23 protein-coding genes, 1 tRNA gene and 3 rRNA genes are annotated in these 26,866 nt (G+C 39.4%); 3 read left to right on the plus strand and 24 right to left on the minus strand.

From position 1 onward, the window contains the following. Positions 1-2: 2 nt before the first annotated feature. From LCX93_RS09995 to aat, 3 genes are read left to right on the plus strand one after another with little or no spacing between them, the layout of a single operon-like run. Positions 3-302 carry an ATP-dependent Clp protease adaptor ClpS gene (locus LCX93_RS09995; protein ID WP_226066156.1) on the plus strand — a complete coding sequence of 100 codons (300 nt, stop codon included), beginning with the start codon at positions 3-5 and terminating at the stop codon, positions 300-302. A 1-nt stretch (position 303) separates the two neighbouring features. Next, a complete protein-coding gene (gene clpA, locus LCX93_RS10000) occupies positions 304-2,481 on the plus strand; it encodes an ATP-dependent Clp protease ATP-binding subunit ClpA (protein WP_193150413.1) in 2,178 nt (725 codons plus the stop codon). Beyond that, the gene (gene aat / locus LCX93_RS10005; protein WP_226066157.1) at positions 2,481-3,173 is read left to right on the plus strand and encodes a leucyl/phenylalanyl-tRNA--protein transferase; all 693 of its coding nucleotides are present in this window, start codon (positions 2,481-2,483) and stop codon (positions 3,171-3,173) included. Before clpA ends, aat begins: the two co-directional genes overlap by 1 nt. Here the strand turns inward: aat and rrf are convergent. From rrf to LCX93_RS10125, 24 genes are all read right to left on the minus strand, one after another. Continuing rightward, positions 3,169-3,284 (minus strand): 5S ribosomal RNA (rrf, locus tag LCX93_RS10010). The genes aat and rrf overlap by 5 nt on opposite strands. A gap of 262 nt (positions 3,285-3,546) precedes the next feature. Next, positions 3,547-6,439: ribosomal RNA gene (locus tag LCX93_RS10015) — 23S ribosomal RNA — on the minus strand. Positions 6,440-6,725: 286 nt separating this feature from the next. Beyond that, positions 6,726-6,801, minus strand: a tRNA-Ala gene (locus LCX93_RS10020). Between the two features lie 129 nt (positions 6,802-6,930). After that, positions 6,931-8,451, minus strand: a 16S ribosomal RNA gene (locus LCX93_RS10025). Together the 16S, 23S and 5S rRNA genes with 1 tRNA gene alongside form the textbook arrangement of a ribosomal RNA operon. A gap of 456 nt (positions 8,452-8,907) precedes the next feature. Next, positions 8,908-11,496 (minus strand): M14 family zinc carboxypeptidase, encoded by a 2,589-nt coding sequence (locus LCX93_RS10030; protein ID WP_226066158.1) that lies wholly within the window; start codon positions 11,494-11,496, stop codon positions 8,908-8,910. 32 nt (positions 11,497-11,528) lie between these two features. Further along, on the minus strand, positions 11,529-12,443 hold the full coding sequence (locus LCX93_RS10035) for an ATP-grasp domain-containing protein (protein ID WP_193150416.1): 915 nt from the start codon (positions 12,441-12,443) through the stop codon (positions 11,529-11,531). Between the two features lie 9 nt (positions 12,444-12,452). Next, positions 12,453-13,556: a M20 family metallopeptidase gene (locus LCX93_RS10040; protein WP_226066159.1), complete on the minus strand. Its 1,104-nt coding sequence runs from the start codon at positions 13,554-13,556 to the stop codon at positions 12,453-12,455. A gap of 146 nt (positions 13,557-13,702) precedes the next feature. Next, positions 13,703-14,062 carry a 50S ribosomal protein L19 gene (gene rplS, locus LCX93_RS10045; protein WP_151899616.1) on the minus strand — a complete coding sequence of 120 codons (360 nt, stop codon included), beginning with the start codon at positions 14,060-14,062 and terminating at the stop codon, positions 13,703-13,705. 129 nt (positions 14,063-14,191) lie between these two features. Continuing rightward, positions 14,192-14,887 carry a tRNA (guanosine(37)-N1)-methyltransferase TrmD gene (gene trmD, locus LCX93_RS10050; RefSeq protein WP_226066160.1) on the minus strand — a complete coding sequence of 232 codons (696 nt, stop codon included), beginning with the start codon at positions 14,885-14,887 and terminating at the stop codon, positions 14,192-14,194. After that, on the minus strand, positions 14,888-15,403 hold the full coding sequence (rimM, locus tag LCX93_RS10055) for a ribosome maturation factor RimM (RefSeq protein ID WP_226066161.1): 516 nt from the start codon (positions 15,401-15,403) through the stop codon (positions 14,888-14,890). Positions 15,404-15,416: 13 nt separating this feature from the next. Beyond that, positions 15,417-15,653 carry a KH domain-containing protein gene (locus LCX93_RS10060; protein WP_151899613.1) on the minus strand — a complete coding sequence of 79 codons (237 nt, stop codon included), beginning with the start codon at positions 15,651-15,653 and terminating at the stop codon, positions 15,417-15,419. 2 nt (positions 15,654-15,655) lie between these two features. After that, positions 15,656-15,877 carry a 30S ribosomal protein S16 gene (gene rpsP / locus LCX93_RS10065; protein WP_151899612.1) on the minus strand — a complete coding sequence of 74 codons (222 nt, stop codon included), beginning with the start codon at positions 15,875-15,877 and terminating at the stop codon, positions 15,656-15,658. Positions 15,878-16,137: 260 nt separating this feature from the next. Continuing rightward, a complete protein-coding gene (gene ffh / locus LCX93_RS10070) occupies positions 16,138-17,493 on the minus strand; it encodes a signal recognition particle protein (protein WP_226066162.1) in 1,356 nt (451 codons plus the stop codon). A 59-nt stretch (positions 17,494-17,552) separates the two neighbouring features. Further along, positions 17,553-18,287 carry a pseudouridine synthase family protein gene (locus LCX93_RS10075; RefSeq protein WP_193150421.1) on the minus strand — a complete coding sequence of 245 codons (735 nt, stop codon included), beginning with the start codon at positions 18,285-18,287 and terminating at the stop codon, positions 17,553-17,555. A gap of 14 nt (positions 18,288-18,301) precedes the next feature. Further along, positions 18,302-19,468: a lipid IV(A) 3-deoxy-D-manno-octulosonic acid transferase gene (gene waaA, locus LCX93_RS10080; RefSeq protein ID WP_226066163.1), complete on the minus strand. Its 1,167-nt coding sequence runs from the start codon at positions 19,466-19,468 to the stop codon at positions 18,302-18,304. Between the two features lie 2 nt (positions 19,469-19,470). Beyond that, a complete protein-coding gene (locus LCX93_RS10085) occupies positions 19,471-20,184 on the minus strand; it encodes a zinc ribbon domain-containing protein (RefSeq protein ID WP_193150423.1) in 714 nt (237 codons plus the stop codon). A gap of 47 nt (positions 20,185-20,231) precedes the next feature. After that, the gene (locus LCX93_RS10090; protein ID WP_226066164.1) at positions 20,232-20,954 is read right to left on the minus strand and encodes a Nif3-like dinuclear metal center hexameric protein; all 723 of its coding nucleotides are present in this window, start codon (positions 20,952-20,954) and stop codon (positions 20,232-20,234) included. After that, entirely contained in the window at positions 20,951-21,559 is a 609-nt protein-coding gene (locus LCX93_RS10095; RefSeq protein WP_226066165.1) for a tetratricopeptide repeat protein, read from the minus strand. The genes LCX93_RS10090 and LCX93_RS10095 overlap by 4 nt, the downstream gene beginning before the upstream one ends. A 10-nt stretch (positions 21,560-21,569) precedes the next feature. Continuing rightward, positions 21,570-22,436: a peptidoglycan metallopeptidase Pgp3 gene (pgp3, locus tag LCX93_RS10100; protein WP_226066166.1), complete on the minus strand. Its 867-nt coding sequence runs from the start codon at positions 22,434-22,436 to the stop codon at positions 21,570-21,572. Further along, complete coding sequence (smpB, locus tag LCX93_RS10105; RefSeq protein ID WP_193150427.1) at positions 22,436-22,888, minus strand: SsrA-binding protein SmpB; 453 nt, start codon at positions 22,886-22,888, stop codon at positions 22,436-22,438. The genes pgp3 and smpB overlap by 1 nt, the downstream gene beginning before the upstream one ends. Then, entirely contained in the window at positions 22,881-23,681 is an 801-nt protein-coding gene (locus tag LCX93_RS10110) for a 4-(cytidine 5'-diphospho)-2-C-methyl-D-erythritol kinase (RefSeq protein ID WP_226066167.1), read from the minus strand. The genes smpB and LCX93_RS10110 overlap by 8 nt, the downstream gene beginning before the upstream one ends. Before the next feature lie 7 nt (positions 23,682-23,688). Beyond that, positions 23,689-23,922: a carbon storage regulator CsrA gene (gene csrA / locus LCX93_RS10115; RefSeq protein WP_226066168.1), complete on the minus strand. Its 234-nt coding sequence runs from the start codon at positions 23,920-23,922 to the stop codon at positions 23,689-23,691. Then, positions 23,916-24,737, minus strand: a complete 822-nt coding sequence (truB, locus tag LCX93_RS10120) for a tRNA pseudouridine(55) synthase TruB (RefSeq protein ID WP_226066169.1) — start codon at positions 24,735-24,737, stop codon at positions 23,916-23,918. The genes csrA and truB overlap by 7 nt, the downstream gene beginning before the upstream one ends. Further along, complete coding sequence (locus LCX93_RS10125) at positions 24,734-26,782, minus strand: ATP-dependent helicase (protein ID WP_226066170.1); 2,049 nt, start codon at positions 26,780-26,782, stop codon at positions 24,734-24,736. The genes truB and LCX93_RS10125 overlap by 4 nt, the downstream gene beginning before the upstream one ends. Positions 26,783-26,866: the final 84 nt, after the last annotated feature.

Raw genomic sequence — 26,866 nt, forward strand, 5'->3', positions numbered from 1 at the left:
AAATGGCAACAAAAACAGATTTAGAAATAGACGAACAGACAATACTGAAATATCCAAAAAAATATTTTGTATTTTTACTCAACGATGATTATACGCCTATGGATTTTGTAGTCGATATTCTCATGGACATCTTTCATAAAACATATGAAGAAGCGCAGGATATTATGCTTGAAGTACATAAAAAGAACAGAGGTTTGTGTGGTGTTTACACATATGAAATCGCAGAGACAAAGCTTAAGCAAGTACGTCGCAAAGCGAAAGACAACGGCTTTCCCCTAAAAGCCACGATGGAGGAAGAATAACATGATAAGCTCATCACTCAATGATATATTTCAAAAATCTGTAATATTTGCAAAACAACTTCACCATGAATACCTGACAATTGAGCATATATTTTACCTTTTGTTAAGTTCGGATGAAGGCGCATCAATTATAGAAACATGTGGCGGAAATGTGCCAAAAATGAAAGAAGAACTTGGTGAATACATCAAAAAAAACATGGAAACACTTCCTGCCGACATAATACAGGACCCTTATGAAAGCGTAGCGCTTTCGCGTTTGATTGACAAGATGGTGCGTCATGTTCAGTCATCCGGTCAAACGAATGCGGATATAGGGGATCTTTTGGCAACTCTTTTTGAAGAGAAACATACATTTGCCTATGCTTTGCTCAATAAATACCAAATAACAAAACTGGATATTTTGGAAGTAATCTCACATCCTGACACAGACCAGGATGAAGAAGAAAAAGAGTCTAATTTACGAAAATACACAATAAACCTTATAGAAAAAGCCAAAGAAGGAAAAATTGACCCTGTAATAGGCAGAGACAACGAAATTCAAAGAGTCACACAGATACTCTGCAGAAGAAAGAAAAACAACCCTGTACTTGTGGGCGAACCGGGCGTTGGAAAGACAGCAATAGCAGAAGGACTGGCTTTACGTATTGCAGCGGATGATGTTCCTGACATAATCAAAGACTCTAAGCTTTATGCACTTGATTTAGGGGCATTGCTTGCAGGAACAAAGTATAGAGGAGACTTTGAAAAACGCCTTAAAGGTGTTATGGATGAACTCAAACGTGAACCTAAAGCAATTTTATTTATAGATGAAATTCATACACTTATAGGAGCAGGAAGCACTAGCGGAACAATGGATGCAGCCAATCAGCTCAAGCCTGCTCTTGCTTCAGGCGAAATAAAATGTATGGGAGCTACAACTTTTGCAGAATACAGAAACGGATTTGAAAAAGACAAGGCGCTCAGCAGAAGGTTCTCCAAAATAGATGTTAATGAACCATCAAAAAAAACAAGCTATCTTATTCTCAAGGGACTTCAAAGCAAATATGAAAAACACCATTCAGTACAATACACAAACAAGGCATTAAAAACAGCAGTAGATCTTTCTAAACGCTACATTACTGACAAATTTTTACCGGATATTGCCATAGATTTAATTGATGAAACAGCAGCATCATTTCATCTTCAAAAAAGAAAAAAAGAAAAAGTAACTGCAAATGATATTCAAAAAACTATAGCATCCATTGTGGGTATCAGTAATTCAAAAATTTCTCATAATGAAACGGCATCTTTGCAACATTTAGAAGATAAACTCAGACAAAGAGTTATTGGTCAGGAAAAAGCTGTAGAGATGGTGACAAAAGCCATTAAAATATCAAAAGCAGGACTAACACCTCCGAACAAACCTATAGCATCATTTCTATTCTCAGGACCGACAGGCGTAGGTAAAACTGAGCTGGCAATTGCATTAAGTGAAACCTTAGGGATAAATTTTGAAAAATTTGATATGAGCGAATATATGGAAAAACATGCTCTCAGCCGTTTGGTAGGAGCACCTCCTGGATATGTAGGGTATGAGCAGGGAGGACTGCTTACAGAGGCTATTAAAAGACATCCTTATACTGTACTGCTGCTTGATGAAATAGAAAAAGCACATCCGGAACTCATAAATGTGTTACTGCAGATAATGGACAGTGCAACGCTCACTGACAATAATGGATATAAGGCAGATTTTCAAAATGTTATACTGATTATGACATCAAATATTGGAGCTCAGGCTAGAAATGTTATGGGATTCAATAAAGATGAATCTATCTCAAAAAATGAGGAGTTAAAATCATTCTTTACTCCTGAATTCAGAAACAGACTGGATGCCATTATAGAGTTTGACCAATTAAGTCTGAGTATTGTTGAAGGGATTGTCAAAAAATTCATTACAGAACTCAATAAAGAATTAAAAAAGAAAAAAATAACTGTCAGCGTTTCTGATAAAGTCGTAAAATTCATTGCAGAAAAAACATATTCACCTGAAATGGGAGCAAGACCGCTTAAAAGGTATATCAAAAACAATATCACTGATAAACTGAGTGATGAAATCTTATTTGGCAAACTTAAAAAAGGCGGAGAAGTAGAGGTCACTGTAAAAAATGATACCTTAGAAAATATATATAAAGAGGCTTAATGTATCTACCCCAGCTTGACAACTATTCACTCTCTTTTCCTGACCCTCATGATGCCAACAAAGAAGGTATCGTAGCGTGGGGAGGAGACTTAAACCCTTCGAGGCTACTAAAAGCCTATCAAAATGGTATTTTCCCCTGGTATTCACAACAAGACCCGATACTGTGGTGGTCAACCAATCCACGCCTGATAATGGAACTCGATGATTTTAAATTAAGACATTCATTGAAAAAAAAATTGAAAAAGTTTGAATATAAATTCGACACTGATTTTGAAAAAGTCATACAAAAATGTGCCTCTGTCAAAAGAAAAGATCAAAATGGTACCTGGATTAATAAAGAACTTGCAGAATCATTCAGCGTTTTACATGGTATGGGTATAGCACACTCGGTTGAAAGCTATTTAGATGGAAAACTGGTAGGTGGTTTGTACGGGTTGACAATAGGAAAAGTATTTTGCGGAGAATCAATGTTTGCAGAGGTCAGTGATGCATCAAAAGCTGCATATGCGATTTTAGTAAAACATTTAAGGTTCTGGGGTTATGATTTTATAGACTGTCAGGTACCGACACAACATCTTAAATCGTTGGGAGCAAAAGAAGTTTCAAGAGATTATTATCTTGAACGTTTGTATAAAGTAAATATGGATATTATAAAAAATGAATGGATTGTTGATAAAAATCTGATCAACTAGGCAGCGACCTACATTCCCACAAGTGAAACCTGCAGTATTATCAGCGATGAGAGGCTTAGCTTCTGGGTTCGGAATGGAGCCAGGCGTTTCCCTCTCTCTATAGCCACCTAGACAAGATCAGATATAAGGACATTCTAAGATGTACTTATATCTGATCTCATAAGGATCAGTTGAGTGAGTAATGAGTAAAAACTCATTAAAGTAAAATTGGTAAAATCAACAAAGGCAATAAATCCTAACTAAATAACTACTTTCAAATCTTTCTCTTATTTAATGTGTTACACATGAAAAAATTTAGTTTTTTCATTGCGTTCGCCCGTTAGGCATCATACACTAAATAAGGTAGTGAAGCAATTGTGTTCATTTAAGAACTTGTAAAAAGACAAACGTACTATTAGTACTGGTCAGCTAAACACATTGCTGTGCGTACACATCCAGCCTATCAAGCTTGTAGTCTTCAAGCGTACTTCAGGGAACGTTCATCTTGGAGTTGGCTTCCCGCTTAGATGCTTTCAGCGGTTATCTCATCCGTGCGTAGCTACCCAGCTATGCCCTTGGCAGGACAACTGGTGCACCAGTGGCACGTCCAACCCGGTCCTCTCGTACTAGGGTCAGCTCTCCTCAACGTTCCTACGCCCACGGAAGATAGGGACCGAACTGTCTCACGACGTTCTGAACCCAGCTCGCGTACCGCTTTAAATGGCGAACAGCCATACCCTTGGGACCTGCTCCAGCCCCAGGATGCGATGAGCCGACATCGAGGTGCCAAACCTCCCCGTCGATGTGAGCTCTTGGGGGAGATCAGCCTGTTATCCCCGGCGTACCTTTTATCCTTTGAGCGATGGCCCTTCCACACAGAACCACCGGATCACTATGACCGTCTTTCGACTCTGCTCGACTTGTATGTCTCACAGTCAGTCCGGCTTATGCCATTATACTCTACGAAGGATTTCCAACCCTTCTGAGCCGAACTTTGTAAGCCTCCGTTACTTTTTAGGAGGCGACCGCCCCAGTCAAACTACCCACCAGACATTGTCCTCGCACGGGATAACCGTACGGAGTTAGCTATCAGAATATTCAAGGGTGGTATCTCAAGGTTGCCTCCCCTGGAACTGGCGTCCCAGGTTCAACGGCTCCCACCTATCCTGCACATGAATATCCCAATAGCAGTGTCAAGCTATAGTAAAGGTGCACGGGGTCTTTCCGTCTTTCCGCGGGTAGGAGGAATTTTCACCTCCACTACAATTTCACTGGATCCCTTGTTGAGACAGCTCCCATCTCGTTACGCCATTCATGCAGGTCGGTATTTAACCGACAAGGAATTTCGCTACCTTAGGACCGTTATAGTTACGGCCGCCGTTTACTCGGGCTTCAATTCATGCCTTCGCTTGCGCTAAGCAATCCTTTTAACCTTCGAGCACCGGGCAGGCGTCACACCCTATACATCCACTTACGTGTTAGCAGAGTGCTGTGTTTTTGGTAAACAGTCGGGAGGGACTCTTTGCTGCGACCTATAAGTGCTTTGAGAAGCAAGTTCTCTAACACTACAGGCACACCTTATACCGAAGATACGGTGCTAGTTTGCAGAGTTCCTTAACAAGGGTTCATCCACGCGCCTTAGAATACTCATCTCACCCACCTGTGTCGGTTTACGGTACGGGCAACATTACATCTCGTTTAGAGGCTTTTCTCGGCACGACAGTATCAAGGGTTCTGGTCGCTCTCCGAAAAGATTGACCAGCCTGTCAGATCTCGGTCGAATGACGTGCGGATTTGCCTACACGTCGACCTACGTCCTTCGAGCCACTATTCCATCAGTGACCCCCTTTAACTCTATGCGTCCCCCCATCACTCAAACGATGTAATGTCGGTATCGGAATATTAACCGATTTGCCATCGTCTACCCCTTTCGGACTCGACTTAGGTCCCGACTAACCCTACGATGACGAGCATCGCGTAGGAAACCTTGGGTTTACGGCGAAGAAGATTCTCACTTCTTTTCTCGCTACTCATGCCTGCATGCTCACTTCCATCCGCTCCAGTACTCCTTACCGGTATACCTTCAGCGCTGAATGGAACGCTCTCCTACCACTTACAGTAAACTGTAAATCTAAAGCTTCGGTGTTTATCTTAGCCCCGTTATATTTTCGGCGCAGAATCGCTAGACCAGTGAGCTGTTACGCTTTCTTTAAAGGATGGCTGCTTCTAAGCCAACCTCCTGGTTGTCACAGCAACTCCACATCCTTTTCCACTTAGATAAAACTTTGGGACCTTAGCTGTTAGTCTGGGTTGTTCCCCTCTCGACATAGGATTTTATCACCCTACGCCTGACTCCCGAGGTTACACGTATAGTATTCGGAGTTTGATAGGGTTTGGTACCGCGGTAAGCAGCCCTAGCCCTGTCAGTGCTCTACCCCTATACGCTAATGCTCGAGGCTATACCTAAATATATTTCGGAGAGAACCAGCTATCACTGAGTTTGATTGGCCTTTCACCCCTATCCACAAGTCATCCCAAGAATTTTCAACTTCTACGGGTTCGGTCCTCCACTGGCTCTTACACCAGCTTCAACCTGCTCATGGATAGATCACTCAGTTTCGGGTCTGCAGCATCTGACTATGTCGCCCTATTAAGACTCGCTTTCGCTACGGCTTCTCGTTCGATTAACCTTGCCAGATACCACAACTCGCAGGCTCATTATGCAAAAGGCAGTCCGTCACACTTATTTAATAGTGCTCCGAATGATTGTAAGCCATAGGTTTCAGGTTCTATTTCACTCCGCTCACCGCGGTCCTTTTCACCTTTCCCTCACGGTACTTGTTCGCTATCGGTCTAGTAGTAGTATTTAGGGTTGGAGGGTGGTCCCCCCATATTCAGTCAAGATAACACGTGTCCCGACCTACTCGTTCCATACCTTAGTTCCACACAAATGTTTTCGCTTACGGGAGTATCACCCTCTATGCTCATCCTTTCCAGAATGTTCTGCTAACAAATGTGCTAAATGTATGCGCCCTATTCCAATTTCGCTCGCCGCTACTCTCGGAATCTCGTTTGATTTCTCTTCCTCTAGGTACTGAGATGTTTCACTTCCCTAGGTTCGCCCCACCCGAAGGTGGTAACGTGATTCGCACCACGTTGGGTCGCCCCATTCAGAAATTCCCGGATCAAAGCTTCTTGGCAGCTCCCCGAGACTTTTCGCAGCCTAGTACGTCTTTCATCGCCTCTACTAGCCAAGGCATCCACCTATGGCCCTTAATATCTTTTTATTCTATGTTGCGTTCACTACCTTATTTAATGTACTAATACACTAGACAAGATGAATGATCTGTTATTGTAGTTATTTAGTTTATAATAAATCTCTTTATTATAGTTGTTGACTTTAACAATTGTAATTTAATGATCGTTTGGTTTTTAAACCAAATATAAATTCTTATGTGTTTAAGAACTTATATTTAATTTAGAAACTTGTTTTTGAGATGAGTTGTGCTTAAAAAAGAAGCGAAGCATACTTTAGTATGTGAGTTTCTTTTTTAAGTGCAAATCACTCAAAAATGGTGGAGAATAGCGGGATCGAACCGCTGACCTCCTGCGTGCAAGGCAGGCGCTCTCCCAGCTGAGCTAATTCCCCATTTATAATCGTAATTCAAATGAACACAGATCACTGAAAACTAAGCAAGTAAGAGAGAAAAACTAATAAACTATCTCTGTGATATTTTCTTTGTATGTCAATTCAAACGAATGATTGACTTTACTCTAGAAAGGAGGTGATCCAACCGCAGGTTCTCCTACGGTTACCTTGTTACGACTTCACCCCAGTCGCTAATTCCACCGTAAGCGGTAGCCCCCCGAAGGTTGGCTTCCCGATTTCGGGTGAAATCAACTCCCATGGTGTGACGGGCGGTGAGTACAAGACCCGGGAACGTATTCACCGTAGCATTGCTGATCTACGATTACTAGTGATTCCAGCTTCATGGAGTCGAGTTGCAGACTCCAATCCGAACTGAGAGACGCTTTAAGTGATTAGCTCCACCTCGCGGTATCGCAACACTCTGTACGCCCCATTGTAGCACGTGTGTAGCCCTAGCCATAAGGGCCATGATGACTTGACGTCGTCCTCACCTTCCTCCTCCTTACGAAGGCAGTCTCCTTAGAGTGCTCAGCTTAACCTGCTAGCAACTAAGGACGAGGGTTGCGCTCGTTGCGGGACTTAACCCAACATCTCACGACACGAGCTGACGACAGCCGTGCAGCACCTGTTTTCGAGCTCCCCGAAGGGCACCCCGCCATCTCTGGCAGGTTCTCTCAATGTCAAGGCTAGGTAAGGTTCTTCGCGTATCTTCGAATTAAACCACATGCTCCACCACTTGTGCGGGTCCCCGTCTATTCCTTTGAGTTTTAATCTTGCGACCGTACTCCCCAGGCGGTTCACTTAATCTGTTAAGTGCATCACCGCCCTGACTAGCAGAGCGACGACTAGTGAACATCGTTTAGGGCGTGGACTACCAGGGTATCTAATCCTGTTTGCTCCCCACGCTTTCACGCCTTAGCGTCAGTTATGTTCCAGGAGATCGCCTTCGCTTTCGGTATTCCTAGTGATATCTACGGATTTTACCCCTACACCACTAATTCCATCTCCCCCTCCCATACTCTAGGTCGGCAGTTTCAAATGCAGTTCTACAGTTAAGCTGTAGGATTTCACATCTGACTTGCCAACCCGCCTACGCGTCCTTTACGCCCAGTGATTCCGAATAACGCTTGCACCCTCCGTATTACCGCGGCTGCTGGCACGGAGTTAGCCGGTGCTTATTCATATGCTACCGTCATTTTCTTGACATATAAAAGGAGTTTACACACCGAAATGCGTCATCCTCCACGCGGCGTTGCTGCATCAGGGTTTCCCCCATTGTGCAATATTCCTCACTGCTGCCTCCCGTAGGAGTCTGGTCCGTGTCTCAGTACCAGTGTGGCGGATCATCCTCTCAAACCCGCTACCCGTCATTGCCTTGGTAGTCTCTTACACTACCAACAAGCTGATGGGATATAGACCGATCCCTTGGCGGAATCCATTTCCCGACTACTCTTATGAGCAGAAGGAGTATCCGGTATTAATCATCGTTTCCAATGGCTATCCCGGTCCAAGGGGCACATTATCTATATATTACTCACCCGTGCGCCACTCGTCAGCAGAGAAGCAAGCTTCTCTCTGTTACCGTTCGACTTGCATGTGTTAAGCACGCCGCCAGCGTTCATTCTGAGCCAGGATCAAACTCTCCATAATTGTTATTATAGAAAGATAAGTAAACTTATTACTGATCTTTTGCCCAAGATTATTAAATCATTGGCTTTGTTATTTTAAGTCTTAATAAAACTGCTTAAGGTCTTATTACTAGACTGTATAGTTATCTATTACTATTAAGGGAACCATTCAGGTAAACCTGTATGGATTTCAAAATAGAATAGACGGTTGTTGTTTATTAGTTATTTCTAAGTAATTTATCTCTTTAACTCTAAAGTTAAAAAGTCTCTTACTTGCTTAGTTTTCAATGATCTCAAACATATTCAGCGGCTTCAACTCGAAGTCTCTTTAGGCCTTTTAAACAAGGTCTCTCTGTTTGTGGATGGGAATTATAGGGGAGTCTTGCTTAGAAAGCGCTTAATGTTTGGCGGGTTTTTGAAAAAGTTTTTGAAGTTTTTTATTTGTTACTTTTTTTAGAGGTTTGTTCCAAACAAACCTCTAACTGTTTACTTCAATATATACAGGCTCAGAAAAATTTGGAACATCATCATATGAAAATACTGCATAATATTTATGGACATTCAAATCACCAAAATTATCATACGTATAATTATCACTGCCTCCATAAAGTTTTTGCCCATCATAAGGAGAGCATGGAATCTTGAATCTGTTTTTCACAACAATAACACCTCTGTAACCGTCGTCTTCAGGATTCTCCCACTGCAGTTTTATTATTCCGTTTTCCATACTTGCCCGTAAGTTTTCTACCTGTTTTGGCGGATTTTTCCTTTTACGGATATAATCCAGAGTCAAAATTGGTTTATCTATTTTTTTATTGTCTATCCAGTTTACATCAGTATTTTTGGACATCTCAGTTTCTGATGAAGCGGAAATTACAAAAAAGGCTTTCTTGTTTTCTTTTGCCAGCTCAAGCATTTCCTGAATTGCATATGTATCAAAAACAAATCTCTGTTTAGAAGATCTCTTGATATCTGTAATACTTACGTCATATCCGATTCTTTCAATAATGTTTCTATTTTTTATCTTTTCATATGTTATTTCACCGCGGATAGGCTCTACCAGTTCTATATGAAAACGTAAATTATTTTCTTTTGCATTCACCTGATATGCCTGTAAATCTATATATGCATCAGACACTACGGTATTTTCCATATCTGGTAAATTCAATAAATCAAATTCAATGCATGCATATTTCAGATTTCCACTTGCGTCATATCCGGATTTAAGCGCACTGTCTTTTATATTGTCATGATTGACTGTAAACTCATAAGAAGATTGAATATCCAGTTTTGCTTCATGTATGGTATACGAAATATCAAGCTTTGGTCTGTAGGTTAATCCTCCACTGAATTTTCCATACCCGATATCCCACTGCATCAGCTGAGAAGACCTGTCAAGCGGCAAAGAGGTCGGTCCTTGCATTCTAAAATAGGCTTCCCGTCTTTTTAAAGCTTTTTCAAGAACTTTTATTTCCTGTTCTGCAAACTGATATTCTCTCCATATACCCTGAGCCAATTGATGTGAAGAGGTTGGTCTATCTATATAAGAAAGCATTTTTACATTTTTTATATCATCAAAACTGTCTATTTTGTCTATTGTACGCTCATCCATCTGTCCAACCCGCCACTGACCATAGCGCTCAACCTGTACAGCAACCCGGTTCATTGGATAAAATGAAATTTTTGCTGCTGTAATAATCGCATTTTCCGGAATTGTCATTAAGGAAAACCCACACACTCCGTAACACTCCCCTTTTTGTTCTGAAATTCCGACAAACAGGGAATTGTTCCCAAAATGATCTCTGTTCTTTTGGGTCTTTTCTCCGACATATCCTATTTTGCTTGCAATGGGATATAAAATTTTGGAAAACATATTTTCAGCCGGTTTTGTTCTTACCGCAACAAGCTGCGCATAGGGTGATTTAATTGATTTGTCTTTGCAGACCGCACGAATATAATAATAATAATTTGTCGAACTCTTTAAATTGGAATCTGTAAAACTTTTCATTTTTGTCATGGCAATTCGATTGGAGGCCTGCGCAAACCCTTTGAGTTTTGTTGAACGATAAATTTCAAAATAAATTGTTTCGTCTTCTATATAGTCCCAGCTGAGTTCTACCTCTTTTGCCCCAATACCTGTTGCTACAAAATTTTCAACACGTTGCAAGTTGTTTTCTTTTTTGTAATTGTTTACTTCGGAGAGAGCCATAATCAAAGCAGGAATATTTTCCTGGATATTTTCACTCATATGCTCAATGTAGTCGCTGATATTTCTCGTTCCAACTTCTGCTACTAGAGAAAGGATTCCCTGAGAATAGTAAAACTCACGTCCGCTTCCTGAAATGAGATGCACAGGCGGTTTTCCCATATGAATGCCGTATTCGCGAGAAGACTCTTTTCTTATTTCTTCTGCCATATTTCCCGCCAACAGATTCAGGTCAATAGCATCCTCCGCATCTTCATGGATAAAATTGTGAGCAGGAAAAAATACATTGCCCTGAGAATGGTAATCCAAAGCAATTGTAATATTTTTATGTTCGAGTATAAAATCTCTAATGGCTGCGGTTTCCGGTTCACTGAACGGTTCCGGACCGGAGTAGACATTCGAAGTATAATTTTTGTTAGGAGTAAAACCTACACTGAAATTTCTGTTTAAATCAACCCCGTAACTTCCGTCAGGATTTTTTCTACGGTTTTTTCTCCAAAAAGAAAAATGGTTTCTTGAGTATTCGAAACCATCCGGATTTGCACAGGGAACCATATAAAGTGTTGTATTGTCCAGGATTTTGTTAAGCTGTGGATCATAATCAATATGTTCCAAAATATATTTTGCAAAAGCAAGAGAAAGCTCTATCCCTATCCATTCTCTAGCATGAATTGTGCCTGTGTAAAAAAGTGCAGGCTTCTTTACATGTAAGTCTACATTTTTAGTGATTGAGACAGCAATAATATCTCTGCTTTCCCATGTTTGCCCTATTGTCTCTACTTTAACAAGATCTGGATGTCTCTTTTGAGCAGAATTAAAAAAATTTATACATTCATCATATGAACTATATTGTTGTCTCAAGCCGTTGCCTTCATTTTTTTGAAATGATACTCTTACTTCGTTTTTCTGTCAATTAAATCCACAATTAAATCAATTTTTTTGTCATTAAAGTTTAATCCCATTTTTTCCTGTTCAGGAGTAGCAAAGGCGGGAATGCCGTTTACTTCCAAAACAATATATTCTTCTTTTTCTCTGTCATAAATAATGTCTACGCCACCAATATCCACGCCTGTTGCCTTACATGCTTTTTTTGCAATACTGACAACTTCATCATTTGCTTCACGTACAAAAACACTGCCACCGCTTGTCACATTTGTCCGCCAGTCTGTTCCGCTGGCTTTTCTTCCATAACAAGAAACAAATTTACCGTCAACTATGTCAACTCTAAAGTCCGTATTGTCATAATCAATAAATTTTTCTACATAAAAATAACGTAAATCCATCTGATTTAAAAAAGGCATAAGCATATCCAGGCTTGCTTCATTCTCGATTTTGGTAAGTCCCACACCACCCCAGCCATCAGTTGGCTTGTAGACCATTTTGTCCCATTTTTTAATGATTTTTTTAAGTTCATGCCCGTCATCCCGATGACACAGCTTATAATCAGCTGTTTTCACACCGCTGTTTCTTAGCACAAACGAGGTCTGAAACTTATCTTCTGTCAAAGCAAAAGACGCATAAGAGTTAATCATCGGAATAATCCGGTTTAATGCCTGATACAGGTACATTTGATACTGTGTCTGTTCCCCCGCATTATAGGAAAAAAACAAATCCAGTGTATCGAGTTTTTCTCCATGATACTCTTTGCCGTGGTAGACTATATGCGCATTTTTTGCAATCGCATGGCGTAAATTGATATCATTTAAAACTTCTATATCTCTCTCTTTCAACTTTTTCGTTATTTTTTTTGCTATTTTTTCTCCACCACCGTTTTTATACAGCCACATGCCGATTTTTCTTTTTTTCATTGACATCCCCTAAAATTTTAAATTTTTTATAAAATACTCAAAAAGCTTTCTGCTCATCTCTATGCGACTGACAAAACTTTCCTTGCTCGCCCGCTCTTTTACTGTATGATCTCCGTCACCAAACGGTCCAAAACCATCAAGTGTCACAACACCACATGCACTGACAATATTGGCATCACTGACACCACCTCTTTCTTCCGCGGGTATCTGCTGTTGTGTAATCTTTTCTATTTTTTTAAGTAGAGCGATTGAAGCCTCTGTTGTCTGCATCACATCTCTTTGTATTCCACCGCTTAATGTTGCTTTTACGCCATCAACAACAGAGGTTTGCACAATCTTTTCTATGGCCGTTAACACTCTCTCTTTCTCAGCCGAATATTTGTATCTCAATTCAAAAACCAATTGTGCCTGCGGAGAGACAGTGTTTGCCCCTATTCCTCCCGCAATTTTTCCTACATTGACAGTTGTACCTTTATCCAGGTCTGTCAACTGCACAAGTTTTTGAAGCTTGTATGCAAGTTCTAAATTTGCATCACAGCCCTCACTGTAATGATTACCTGCATGGGCTGCTTTTCCTTGAATGTCTATAAAAAAAGTTCCTACACCTTTTCGTCCGCTAACAAGTTCCAGGTTTCTACCTGCTGCTTCATACACAAAACAGTAGTCATATTCACGGGCAAGTTCCGCAGTCAGATATTTGGAATCATCACTCCCTGTCTCTTCATCACTGACCAAAAGAATATCAATATTTTGAATTTTCACGCCTTTACATGTAAGCTGTCGAAGCGCTTCAAGCAGTACAATATTGCCGCCTTTCATGTCACACACACCCGGCCCGTATACCCAGGTGTCATCTTCTGTAAAATATTCAAATTTTCCGGGAGGAAAAACCGTGTCAATATGTCCGAGCAAAAGTAATTTTGGAGAGTTCTTTACATCTAAAGACTTGTAGTAACGATGATCACCGACATTGTTGCGTTTGTAAATGACAGTTTCAAAACCCAATGCCCCAAACCATTCATCAAAGATTTCACCGACTAGGTTTACACCTTCTGTGTTTTTTGTATAGGAATTTATTTCTACGACCTTTTTTAAGTCTGCTATGTAGTTCATTGTTATCCAAATAATGTCTATTTTTATTGATTATACTATGAATTTGTTATTTATGCTAAAAAGTTAGATTAATTTTTACGGAGTTTAAAAAATATGTGTAATGTGGGAATGTTATAAAATATGAAGAAGGCAAGAGCCCAGAAGAATTATTTTCTTCTAAGTTCTTTAATACGGGCTTTTTTACCGGCAAGTGCACGAAGATAAAAAAGTTTTGCACGACGAACACGACCGCGACGAATAACTTTAATCTCATTGATTGAGTCAGAATAAACTGGGAAAATTCTCTCAATACCAACACCGTTAGCACCGATTTTACGTACTGTAATTGTTTGCCCGGTCCCCTGACCACGCTTAGCTATACAAACACCCTCGTAGTTTTGTACACGAGTTTTGTCACCTTCTTTAATTGTTACTGCTAAATTTACAGTATCACCGGCACGAAAATCTGGAATGTTTTTCTCAGCAGTTTGTGCTTTTTCAAAGTTTTCAATATACTTATTTCTCATAAGACTTAGTCCTTAAATTTTATTTCATAAAATATTAAGGAAACCTACCTGTTTATTGAAGCACGAAGTCGGAAGTAATTCCGCCTTCTACGTTAACACTAGGTTTCCTTCAGCAGGAAGCTCATCGCATTAATGCGATTGGACTTTATGCTTTAATAGCTGTTCTGGTCTAAAGAATTTGGTCTTTGCTTCAGACAAGGCTAATTTTAGTGAGCGAATTTTACTATGATTTCCCTTTAAGTATTCTGATGGAACACTTAAACCTTCATAGTTTTGTGGTTTTGAAAATGACGGTGCTTCTAAAAGTTGGGTTTCAAAACTCTCAATCTCCAAAGATTGGGCATTTCCGAGAACACCTTCTTTATTTCTGCTTATGGCATCACAAAGTACCAGTGAGGCCAGTTCGCCTCCGGTCAAAATATAATCACCGATAGAAAATACTTCATCCGCATATTTTTCAATAACTCTTTCATCTATTCCCTCATACCTTCCACTCACAAAAGCTATATGGGTTTTCTTTGCCAAACGCTTTGCATCATTTTGTACAAAAGGTTTCGCAACCGGAGTCAAAAAAATGATATGAACATTTTCATCTTTACTTTTCAAATCATCCAGTGCATCAAAAAGCGGTTGTGGATTCATTACCATCCCTGCACCGCCGCCTACTGCCGTATCATCAACTTTAGAGTGTTTGTTCTTTGAGTAATCCCGAGGATTCAAATAGTCTATCTTTATGATATTCTTCTCAATGGCTCGTTTCAAAATCGAATCTTGAAAATAGCCTTCAATCAGAGCAGAAAAAAGAGTAACGAAAGTAAAGCGCATTCAAGAAGCTTCCAGGATATCAACAGCACCACTGAGTGTGATACGTTTTTTTTCAATGTCAACTTCCACTTTAAACGGCTCAATAAAAGGAACCAAAAAGCTCTTTGCCAAACCGCTTTCGACTAAACTTTCATCAGTAACAATACTTAGATAATTGGTAGTATTGAATCTCTCTATCTCTTTTACTCTGCCAAGACATTTGGCATCTTCATAGACTTCACAATCTTCCAAATCAAACCAGAAATACTCACCCTCTTCCAAATGGCAGTTTTTTCTTGTCTCTTCGTAGGTGGTAAAGAGTTTCGCATTGGTGAACTTCTTTGCATCTTCGGGATTTGCAATGCTGTTAATGCGTACCAATCCACGATTGAGATCAACATCACTTAAAGTAATGCGCTCACTTTTATTAATTAAAAAAGTGGCTCCCTTCACAAACTGTTCAGGAAAATCGCACTTAAGATGCAACTTCATATCTCCTTGAATGCCGACAGTTTTACCGATTGTTGCTATATGCAACAACTTTTCTTTACTAGACTGCTTCAACATTAATACGGTAACTCACACCATCTTTGGCTTTACATCCGGAAATCACAGTTTTAATAGCACCAATCATTTTGCCGCTTTTTCCTATTAATTTCCCTATATCTGCCTGGTTTGCGTAGAGAACTATTTCTGTTATTTCATCGCCCTCTTGAACTTCAACTCTGATATCATCAGGGTGTGATGCTATCAGTCTTGCAAATTGTGCGACAAAATCAGCAATCATAATTAACGACCAGTGATCTTTTTCACACGATCACTCATCTGAGCACCAACGCCCAACCAGTAATCAACTCTTTCATTGTCAACTTTGAGCTCTTTTGTCATTGGATTATAATATCCGATAAGCTCAATCCAACCACCATCTCTACGTTTACGGCTGTCTGTTACCGCGATACGGTAAAATGGTCTTTTCTTTCTTCCCATACGAGTAAGTCTAATTACTGTCATTTTGTTTCCTGTTGTTTTTAATTTACCTGTTACCGGTTACATGTAAACAATATTTTATAAAAATATAAGTTATGGGGAAGGTATAAATGCAGAAGAGTCTTTTTTCTCTTAAATAATTTTGCTTCCCTCTTACCATCTCTATAGTTGGATGTACACATGTAACCGGTAAACAGGCTACAAATCTTTTTATCACAGAGGTATTGTTTAAAAAGATTTATTTGAAATGGAATTATATCCACTTTTTTCTTAAATTACAATCTCTATCTTGGCAAGCCACCCATACCGCCTGGTCCGCCTGCCTGACCCATCATTGACTGAAGCTGCTTCATACCGTTTTTGCCGGAAAATTTCTTTGCCATTTTTCCTGCATTTTTAAACTGCTTGATCATTCTATTTATTTCAACTATCTCAAGGCCGCACCCTTTTGCAATTCTTTGCTTTCTTGAGTTATTTAACAAGTCAGGGTTTTCTCGCTCTTTTTTCGTCATCGAAGCAACCATGGCTTTGATATTTTTAAGCTCTCCGGAGTTTTCAAAATCAAAATCCTTAATCGCTTTGGACATATTGCCCATACCGGGAATCATTCCCATGATAGAACTCATGCTTCCCATTTTTTTCATCTGTTCCATCTGTTCTAAAAAGTCATTAAAGTTAAATTTTCCTTTTTGAATCTTTTTTGTCAGTTTTTTCGCCTGCTTTTCATCAATAACATTCGTTACTTTTTCCGCAAGTCCTTCGACATCACCAAAGCCCATCAGACGGTTGACAATACGCTCCGGCAAAAAGACTTCCAAATCTTCCATTTTTTCACCCAGACCGATAAAACGAAGCGGTACCTGCACCTGAGAAGAGAGTCCCAAAGCAACACCGCCCTTTGCATCTCCGTCATATTTGGAAAGAATTACGCCGTCAATTCCAATTTTTTCTTTAAAACTTGTTGCTGTGCGTACGGCATCCTGTCCTGTCAAAGAGTCGGCCACATAAAAGATTTCATCAGGATTTGCCGCTTTTTTTACATTTTCAAGCTCACCCATAAGTTCTTCATCAATAGCCAGACGACCGGCCGTATCTATAAGCACAACATCAAAAATTTTGGAATCGGCATAGTTGAGAGCAGCTTTCACTACTTCCACAGGATTTTTAGTCGACTCATCATCATAGAGTTCAACTTCAATCTGTGCGGTAATCTGGCGCAATTGTTCTACCGCTGCAAGACGTTGCAAATCAGCTGCGACAACAAGGACTTTTTTACCTTTGTTTTTAAGATAGTTTGCAAGCTTACCTGTTGTTGTTGTTTTACCAGACCCCTGCAGTCCTGTCATCAAAATCACAGTCGGAGGGTTAGGAGCAAAGACAAATCCTCTGTTACCGCCTACATCTAAAAGTTCGTTGAGAGTTTCACGTAAGGCTTCAAGAAACTGGTCTTTGCCTATCCCTTTTTCTTTTGTACGCAGTTGTACTTTTTGAATCAGTTCTTTGACGACCTTATGGTTGACATCCGCTTTTAAAAGATTTTTTTTCAGTTCATTGAGTGCTTTACTGAGTGCCTTGTCATCATCGTGAAAACGAATCTTTTTTATTGCATTTGTAAACGAATCTGTTAAAGTACCGAACATGAAAACACCTCTTTTATTCTATATAAATTTTTTCGAAATTGTAACTAAGTTTTTCTTAATTATTCAAATGTAACAAAGCTTTTAGGCTCTTTTGCCACAAACTCCATTCCAAGAAGTCTGACTTTATGGGCATGGAGCATCACGCGTTTTGCACGACGCCCGCCATACTGCTCGTCACCGACTATAGGATGGTCGATATAACGTGCATGGACTCTGATCTGATGTGTACGCCCATTGTGAATAATACATTTGACTTTTGTTTTTTTTGCACTGACAATATCAGGAAAAAACTCCGTTCTCGCCGGTTTTCCTTTTGGAGAAACATTTGAGTAGGCTTTGTTGTTTTTTTTCTGTGTTGTAATTGCTTTGTCTACTTCAATCGGCTCGGTCATTATTCCCTCAACCCAGGCGATATACTCTTTGTAGACTTTGTCGTCACGAAACTCTTTGATAGCACGCTGACGAAATTCCTCATTTTTTACAAGCATCAAAACACCGCTTGTTTCGCGATCAAGCCTGTGTAACAGTACCGCCGGTTTAAATTGACGCTCTATCTCGTCTGAGTTTACATGTGCCGGTTTGTCGACTACCACAATGTCATCATTTTCAAAAATAGGCTTGACACGTTCTACTTTTTGTACTCTGAATATCGTTCGCTCATCAATTTCACCACGGGCAATCATCACTTTTTTGTTGCCGACATACACAAGTCCTCTGTCTATCATAGACTTTGCATTGGAATTGGAAATTCCCTCTTGCTGTGCCAATAATTTATACGCTTTTTCTGTTGCCATTTTACCAGCTCCTTTTAATTTTTTAATATTTTTTGAACCACGGGTTCCAGGTTTATCTGCTCTTCTACCATTGAAGGCGGCAGCTCCTTTGTCATCTCAAGTGCATCAGCTATTTCATCCGGCTCAACATACTGCACGTGATGGACATATTTAAACAGCTCTTTTTGGTGAAAAAAATGCTTCCCTGTAATTATTTTACATCCGAAATAAGCCGGTTCGAGCGGATTGTGCCCACCGACATCATTTTTAAAGGCACCCCCCAATATGGCTATGTCACCGATGGCATAGATATTGTTGAGTTCACCCATCATATCGACTAAAATCAAATCAGCTGCAAAATTCTTTCCTTCTGAAAAACGGGAAACGGTGGCATTGTTTTGCCTGCCGTATCGTTTTATCAAGGTATATACCTCTGCAAAACGTTCCGGATGACGGGGAACAATTATAAGTTTTGCCTCTTTGTTTTTTTCATAAGCAAAAAATGCCTCTAAAATGCTTTGTTCCTCACCCGGATGGGTGCTTCCTGCTACAATGACTTCCGCATCGGGCTTTTCATATTCTTTTGTTTTTTTGATTTCACCTGCCAGTTTTATATTGCCAATCACTTCAATGTGCTTTGCACCTAAGGCTAAAAATCTGTTTTTGTCACTTTCGCTTTGAGCATAGACCATATCTACATTCTCTAAAAGTTTTTTATAAAACCAGGCAAACTTCATATATTTTTTGACACTTTTATCTGAAATTCTGGCATTGAGCAAAATAACTTCTGCACCGCGTGAACGCGCTATACTAAAGAGCAGATACCAAAATTCTGCCTCAAGTACGATAAGCTTTTTCTGCGGTTTTACCCAAAACGGCAGATACATTTCATACGGAAGATAGCGTACCTCTGCATTATATTTTTTTGCTTCATTATGTCCGGTTTGTGTAATCGTTGTAACAAGTATCTTTTTATTTGCCAATAGTTCCAGAAGCGGTTTAAGGGCTCTGGCTTCACCTAAAGAGCAGACATGGAACCAAATTGCATTTGTAGTGCAAAACGGAGGGTTCTTAAAAAGAAAAAAACGTGCAGGAATTGATTCTTTGTATTTTTTTTTAAAAGAAAGTAATATCAAAAGAGGCAATGCTATGATAAACAGCATTACACTCAGTACATAATAGAAAAGAAAAAACGGCTTCAAGCCTACTCTTCATTGACTTTCACATAAAGGATGCGTCCGCAGTGGGGACATGTAGTGATATCTTCACCTTTTATGACATCAGCATAAACCTTGTCGCCTATTATCATATGGCATCCCATACATGCCTGTTCTTCAACAGGAACCACTGTTGTATTTTTTGCCCAACGACGGATTTTTTGATAAAAAGCAAGCCCTTTTTGATTGATATCTGACAAAAGAGTCTCTTTTCTTTTGAAAACCTCTTGTCTCTCTTTGTGTATTTTTTCAAGTTTTGTATCTACATCAGCTTTTACACTTTCCAGATTTGCATTTAACTCTTCCAAGGCACTTTTTGCAGCCTCAATTTGCTCTTTTTTTGCTTCAATGATTTTTTCAAGTCTTTGAATTTCTTCATTGGCAAATGTGACCTGCTCTTTTGCTATCTCTTCCTCAAGCTGCAGTGATTTCATCTCACGTTCTGTTTTTACTTCAGAGCTTTTTTTTACATTTTCTTCAAGTTTTTGTGAAAGTTCAGAGAGGTGAAGTTCATTTTTTGCTTTTTTAACTTCTTCTTCTTTGATTTCATTCGTTAAATTTTCAATATCTGACTCTATGCTCTTTGTTTTTGCAAGAGCCGCTTCATAATTTGCATTTGCTTCTTCAATCTGAGGTTCAAATGCGTCTATCTCTTTATCTATGATTGAGAGATCGATTAATTGTTTTAAGTGCTTGTTCATTGGGATCCTTTAGGGGTTTACTTCTACCATTACCTGTATTATTAGACCTAAATATATGTAAATGGGTTTTCTGATGATGCAATTATAACTTCTAAACCTAAAATTTTCAAATGCTTTTGCATAATTTGTGCAAAAAAGTACTCACTTTCATAATGTCCGATGTCAATTAAAGACAATTTTATGCTTTTTGCTTCCATCGCGTCATGATATTTTACATCACCCGTCAAAAAACAATCAGCATCCAGACTCTTCATCAAAGAACATCCCGATCCTGTTGTCAGAGCCACCTTTTTCACTCTTTGCGCACACTTCACTGTTCTTGCACATTTAAGGCCAAAAGCTTTGGAAACCTTTTGAGCAAAAACATCAAAATCTTCATCTACTTCCAAATATGCGACAAAACCGTCTTTTTTACAAATTTCGTATCCGAGTATCTCTTTTGCAACATACTCGTTTAAGTGTGTCTGGTCAAAATTTGTATGCATCGCGATATTAGAAATATTTTTTTTAATCATTTTTTGAATCAGATTTGCAGGATATTTAGAAAACTCCAGCTGTTTGAGCCCACCAAAAATAATCGGATGGTGCGTAATAAGAAGTGTATTTTCATCCAAAGTATCAATCAGTTTTTCATCCACATCGATACTCAAAGCAATTTTTGAAATATCATCTTTAAAATCACCTATCAAAAGACCGGAATTATCCCATGACTCTTGAATTTCAAAAGGAGAGAGTTCGTTGAGATATTTGTATATTTCCAATATTTTCACAGTGATTCTCCCTTCTCGATTTTTTTCAATTCCTCTTTTGCTTCTTTAAATTCAGGGTCAAGCTGTATCGCTTTTTCATACATTCCCTTAGCTTCATCAAAATGCTTCATATCTACAAGCAGGTTCCCATAATTATAATAGGTAATAGGGTTTGTGGCATCAATTTCAAGCGACTTGTTGAGATGATTTCTTGCACTCGCATATTCACCCGCTTTTCTATACAGTGAAGCCATTGCCTGATGGATGTAGGTATTGTTCGGATCCAGTTCCAACGCTTCTTTATAATACTCCATAGCCTCATCATCCCTGTTTTGCTGTGCCAGTGTATAACCCATTTTAAAGAGTGTCTCAGGGTTCTTTGGCTCTTTAATATTTGCCTCGCTGTAAATGGCAAGCGCTTTTTGCAAGTCTCCCTTTTGCATCTCTTCATCGGCTTTTTCCACCAAAGAAGAAGCATCAAATGGAGAAAACGCTTCGGCACTTCGCTTATCATCAGCACCTGTGTGCTGTTTGTCTTGAGGATCTTTAAGTGTTTGTATATGTTCGTAAATTTTGTATGCAAAAAAAGCAGATGCTCCAAGCATAAGTAACTGAAAAAGTGTCATAATTGTTTTCCTATTTATTTAAAATTAAATTATTGTTGAGTAATGCTATAAGTTGTAACGGATCAACTTGTACACCGTCAATTCTAGCTGAAAAATGCAAATGAGGACCTGTAACCCTGCCGCTTTTTCCCGATAAGCCCAAAAGTTCTCCTTTTTGGACAAGCTGACCTGTTTTGACATTGAATTTACTCATGTGAAAATAACAGGTATAAATGCCCTCACCGTGGTCAATAATAACAGTGCCTCCCGAATAAAATCTTTTTTTGACCAAAACGACTTTTCCGTCATTAGCCGCTCTAATCGGTGTGCCTGTTTTCGCCCGAAAATCCGTCCCGCTGTGATACCCTTTCAAAGCACCGTTATAAATTCTTGCCGTACCAAAAGCACTTGTTATCTCACTTTGCACAGGCAAAATAAATTTTGAATGCATATAGCTCTTCCATGTAACGGTGTTATAAATTTTCATCGCTTCATTATACTCTTTTGCAATTCTTTTTTTAACTGTTGGCAGTTGCGGGTTTACTTTGGCAGCGCTTACATGTAAGGTCTCTTTTTTATATTTTGCATCTTTTACATGTAAAAGAATATTTTTATGCTTTGTTGTGCCATTTTGCGTATAGACAATCTGTACAGTTTTCTGACTTGGTCGCTCATAATAAGAGATTGGAATCAAAGCATAGTATCTGTTACGGTCAAAAGGATTGGTAAAAATTGTAATTTTTTGCTTTTCGTATTTTACAAATTTATAGACAATGCCCTTTTCCTTTGTAAACGTCAACAAGGCTGTTTTTCCATTGCCTACCTCATCATTGACTATCTTTACATGTAAAGCAAAAAGAGAGGAGACAAAGAGGCATAAAAAGAGCAAAAATTTCATCAATAATCCTTCATAGCCCTTTGAATATCTCTTTTTTGGTCTTTCTCTTTTAAATCATTTCTTTTGTCATGCAGCAGTTTTCCTTTTGCTATGGCAATTTGCAGCTTTGCAATGTTTCTTTTGTTAAAATAGAGCTGTAAAGGCACGATGGTATACCCGTCACGTGCTACGGCCTTTTGCATCTTTGCCAGCTCTTTTTTGTGTAAAAGCAGCTTTCTTGCTCCGCGCTCTTCATGCCCGTAATAATGGTGCGTCGTCTCGAGTCTGCCGATATGCGCATTAAACAAAAAAGCTTCTCCGTTGACAAAACGGATAAAACTGTCTTTGAGATTCACGCGATGCGCACGTATGCCTTTGACTTCGCTCCCCGTAAGCACAAGTCCTGCTTCAAATTTCTCTTCTATAAAATAGTCATGATACGCTTTTTTGTTTTTTGCTATTGTTTCACCCATTGTATTTCTCTTCTTTTAATTTAAAAAAACTGCTTCCGCTTCCGCTGAAATAGTATCCGTCCTGATAATATTGTGCCAACTCTGCATACGCCTGCAAGGCAGGAGCAAACAGATCATTTGCTTCTTTGGCATGCATTGCATTGAAAATTTCAAAGGAGGACTTTTTTTTCAATGCCTCGGCTTGAAATCCGTCTATCGGTGCATAGAAGTCTCTTCTGTAGGTCTGATAGACTTTTGGTGTACTGATTTTTACCGCAGGGGTATAAATATCAAAAGTAAGCGGCTCCTCATCAAAGGCTTCTACCACTTCACCTATGCCACTGACATTGGCACTGTTGTATCCATAAATAAAAAACGGTACATCCGCCCCTACATGTAAACCTATCTGGGCCAGTTCATTCAGACTCAGACCCAAATGCAAAACTTCATTGCACATTTTCAAATAGGTCGCCGCGTCACTGCTGCCTCCGCCAAGACCGGCATATGCAGGAATGTGTTTTTCAACACTCACGGCATACGTTCTCATAAGCTCTTCAAGTGCCTGATTTTTTGTAGCCTCCTTCAATGCCTTATACGCTTTATAAATACTGTTTTGTCTTGTGGTACAATCAAAATCGCCAAGTATTTTAAACTCATTCGCTTTTGCCTGAACATTTTTTTTCGAAACAAACGAGAGAACATCATACAAGTCATCAACTCGCATGAATCGTGATACGATTTCATGGTACTCTTCTCTTTTTCCTGTAATTTTTAAAAAAACATTTACTTTGGCATACGCCCTGTATTTTTTCATCTGCTTTTTATTTTCCCAGTATTTTATTCAAAGAGACAATGTCATCTTCATTCACGGTTTTCACAGAAGCCGCCTGGTTACTTGCCTTGACCTCTTCTATAAGCTCATTTCTTATAATGGCAACCTCTTTTGGGGCATCAATGCCAAGTTTTACAACACCGTTTTCTACGGAAATAATCTTGACAACAATATTGTCACCGATTATTATAGATTCATCTGCTTTTCTTGCAAGTACTAACATTCTATCCTGCCTAATTCATATTTTACTTTGCCGTTTTGGACTGTAATTATGGAAATGCTTTCTCCGTTATCCAGCCAATAGCTGCCCTCATCCTGCAGTTGTAAATCTTTTAAAGCAAGAACTCTTCCATACCGCACATTCTCAGGCGCTCCCAGGTAATAATTCTGTGCAATATTTAAAGATTCTTTGATATTCAGGGGCTTTTCATCCTCATAAACAAACTGTCCTTCATTCAGTCGTTCAAGCATACTTAAACTTCCATGGGCAATACCGAGTCTGTGCGCGATCATCTCTCCCAAAGAGCGTATATAAGTTCCCTCACTTACACTCGCTTCAAAGGTTACAAATGGATGGCAGTAGTGAATCAGTTTCATTTCATAAACAGTGGAGTTGATGGTATTGAGAACAACCTCTTTTCCCGCACGTGCCAAATCATACGCACGCTGTCCGTTTATCCGTTTTGCACTGAAAATCGGCGGTTTATACTCTAATTCTCCCTCTAAAGACGAAAGCACCGCTTCAATCTCCTTTACCTGTAAAGGTTCAGGAAGCACAACGTCTTCTATCATCTCTGTATCAAGGGTATCACTCTTTGCACCGAGCCACAAAGTCGCTTTGTATCTTTTAGGTGTTTTGTTCAAAAATCTAAAAAGTTTCGTATGTGAGCCAAAACCCACCAAAAGCACGCCTTTGGCAAAAGGATCCAGTGTTCCGGCAAAACCTGCTTTTTTGTTGTTATACTTCTTTTTCAGACTGTAAAGATATTTGTTTGAACCTACTCCCGAAGGTTTGTATGCAACAAAAAGACGATTCATAATTTCTCTACAAATGATGCAAGAATATCGCGTTTTGTTCCTGCAAAATTAATCTTGAGTTTAAACTCTCTTCCCGACTTACTCACACCGATAATGCGCCCTGTTCCGAAGATTTTATGCCGTACCAGATCACCTTTTTTAAATGCTGTGTTTTTTTCACACTTTAAAGAACCTTTGCAAAGTCCGGCTTCATTGAAAAAACGGCTTTTTTCCAAATCACTTCTGCGTCCTTTGTAAAATCTGCTTCCGGCATGGCAAAGCGTCAAGGTCTCTTTCGCACGGGTGAACGCAACATATCCCAGTCGTCTCTCTTCTTCCAAATCACTTCCGTCTCCTGTCAGTGGCAAAAAGCCCTCTTCCATTCCTATAACAAAAACATGTTCAAACTCCAAACCTTTGGAGGCATGTATACTCATCATATAGATACTCTCCCCCTCCACCTGGTCCTGTTCACTTTGCAGCGTCAGTTCATTTAAAAACTCATCCAAAGAACTCTGTGGTGATTTTTTTACAAAATCTCTAAAAAGACCGTAAAACTCATCTATATTGAGAATTCTTTCCTGTCCGTCTTGCATGTTTTTATAAATATCTTTCAAAGAAAAAGTTTCTTCCAGTGCATCTATAAACTCATAGGTAGACGCCTGTGCAATACCGGCAACCTCTTGAATATTTTCAGCAAACTCTTTGAGCGTTGCAGCATTTTTCTTTCTGACCAAGCCTTCAAGTTCTTCCATAGGTACCTGAGCGATATATTCATAAATAGAAGTTCCCTTTTTCTGAGCTGCAAGTTCAATTTTATCCAAACTTGCTTTACCCAGTCCGCGTTTTGGCTTGTTGACTATACGTTTCAAAGAGAAGTCATCATGATGATTTGTAATCACCCTGATATAAGAAATAAGGTCTTTTATCTCTGCCCGGTCATAAAATCGCAAACCACCCACAAGTTTATAGTTAATCCCGTAACGGTTCAAACCTTCCTCTACAGAACGTGACAAAACATTGACACGGTACAAAATAGCTATTTCTCTGGCACGTACCCCGCTCTCAAGCAGTTTTTCTATCTTTGCGGCAACTTTTCTTGCCTCTTCGTTTTCATCATTTGAATTGAGTGTTGTCACATCATCCCCGTTGCCACGCGTTGCTATGAGCTTTTTTCCCAAACGGGACCGGTTGTGCTCGATAAGAGCATTGGCAACTTTTAAAATCGGCGCACGTGAACGGTAGTTCTCTTCGAGTTTAAAGACATGTGTGCCTGAAAAATCCTGGTCAAACTCCATAATATTGCGAATATGCGCACCACGCCAGCCGTATATACTCTGATCGTCATCACCGACTACACACAGATTGTTATGTACTGTACAAAGTTTTTGCAAGAGCTTAAACTGCAGTTCGTTTGTATCCTGATACTCGTCAATCATAATGTACTGATATTTCTGCGAGGTAGCCTTTGCCAACTCAGGATTTTCATCCAAAAGTTTATAGGTAAGCGCGATGAGATCATCAAAATCAACAAGATTGTTTTCGAGTAAATATTTTTCATACTCTGCAAAAACTTCGGCAATCTGCTTGTAACTGAACAGTTCAGTCTGCTTGTAGGCATCATCAGGAGTCATTAAAGAGTTTTTGTATCTGGAAATTTCACTCGCTATCAGCGGTGTTGGCAGCTCGGAATTTATTTTTTTAATGATTCTCTTTTTATCATCTGTATCTATCACAACAAAATTATTGGCTCTCTTGAGAAGATGTATATTGAATTTTAAAAAAAGAAGTCCAAACTTGTGAAAGGTACAAAGAAGAGGAGGATAGGCGACATTTTCTATCATAGAGAGAGAACGCTCCTTCATCTCTTTTGCAGCTTTGTTTGTAAACGTCAGGGTAAGCGTATTTGAAGCGGGAATCCCCACAACCTCAATAAGATACGCCAGGCGTGAAATAATTGTTGTCGTCTTTCCGCTCCCCGCTCCTGCAAGAATCAGGACAGGTCCTTCTGTTTGCTTTACTGCTGCTGCTTGAGACTCATTTAAATGATTAAAAATTTTTTCCATATATGTTCACTACTAAGTTGTATTTCTACTTATTATAGCTAAAATGTCATAAATTATTACAAAACTATTGCAATAATTATAATT

This window comes from Sulfurimonas sp. SWIR-19 (genome assembly GCF_020410885.1).
Taxonomy (GTDB): Bacteria; Campylobacterota; Campylobacteria; order Campylobacterales; family Sulfurimonadaceae; genus Sulfurimonas; species Sulfurimonas sediminis.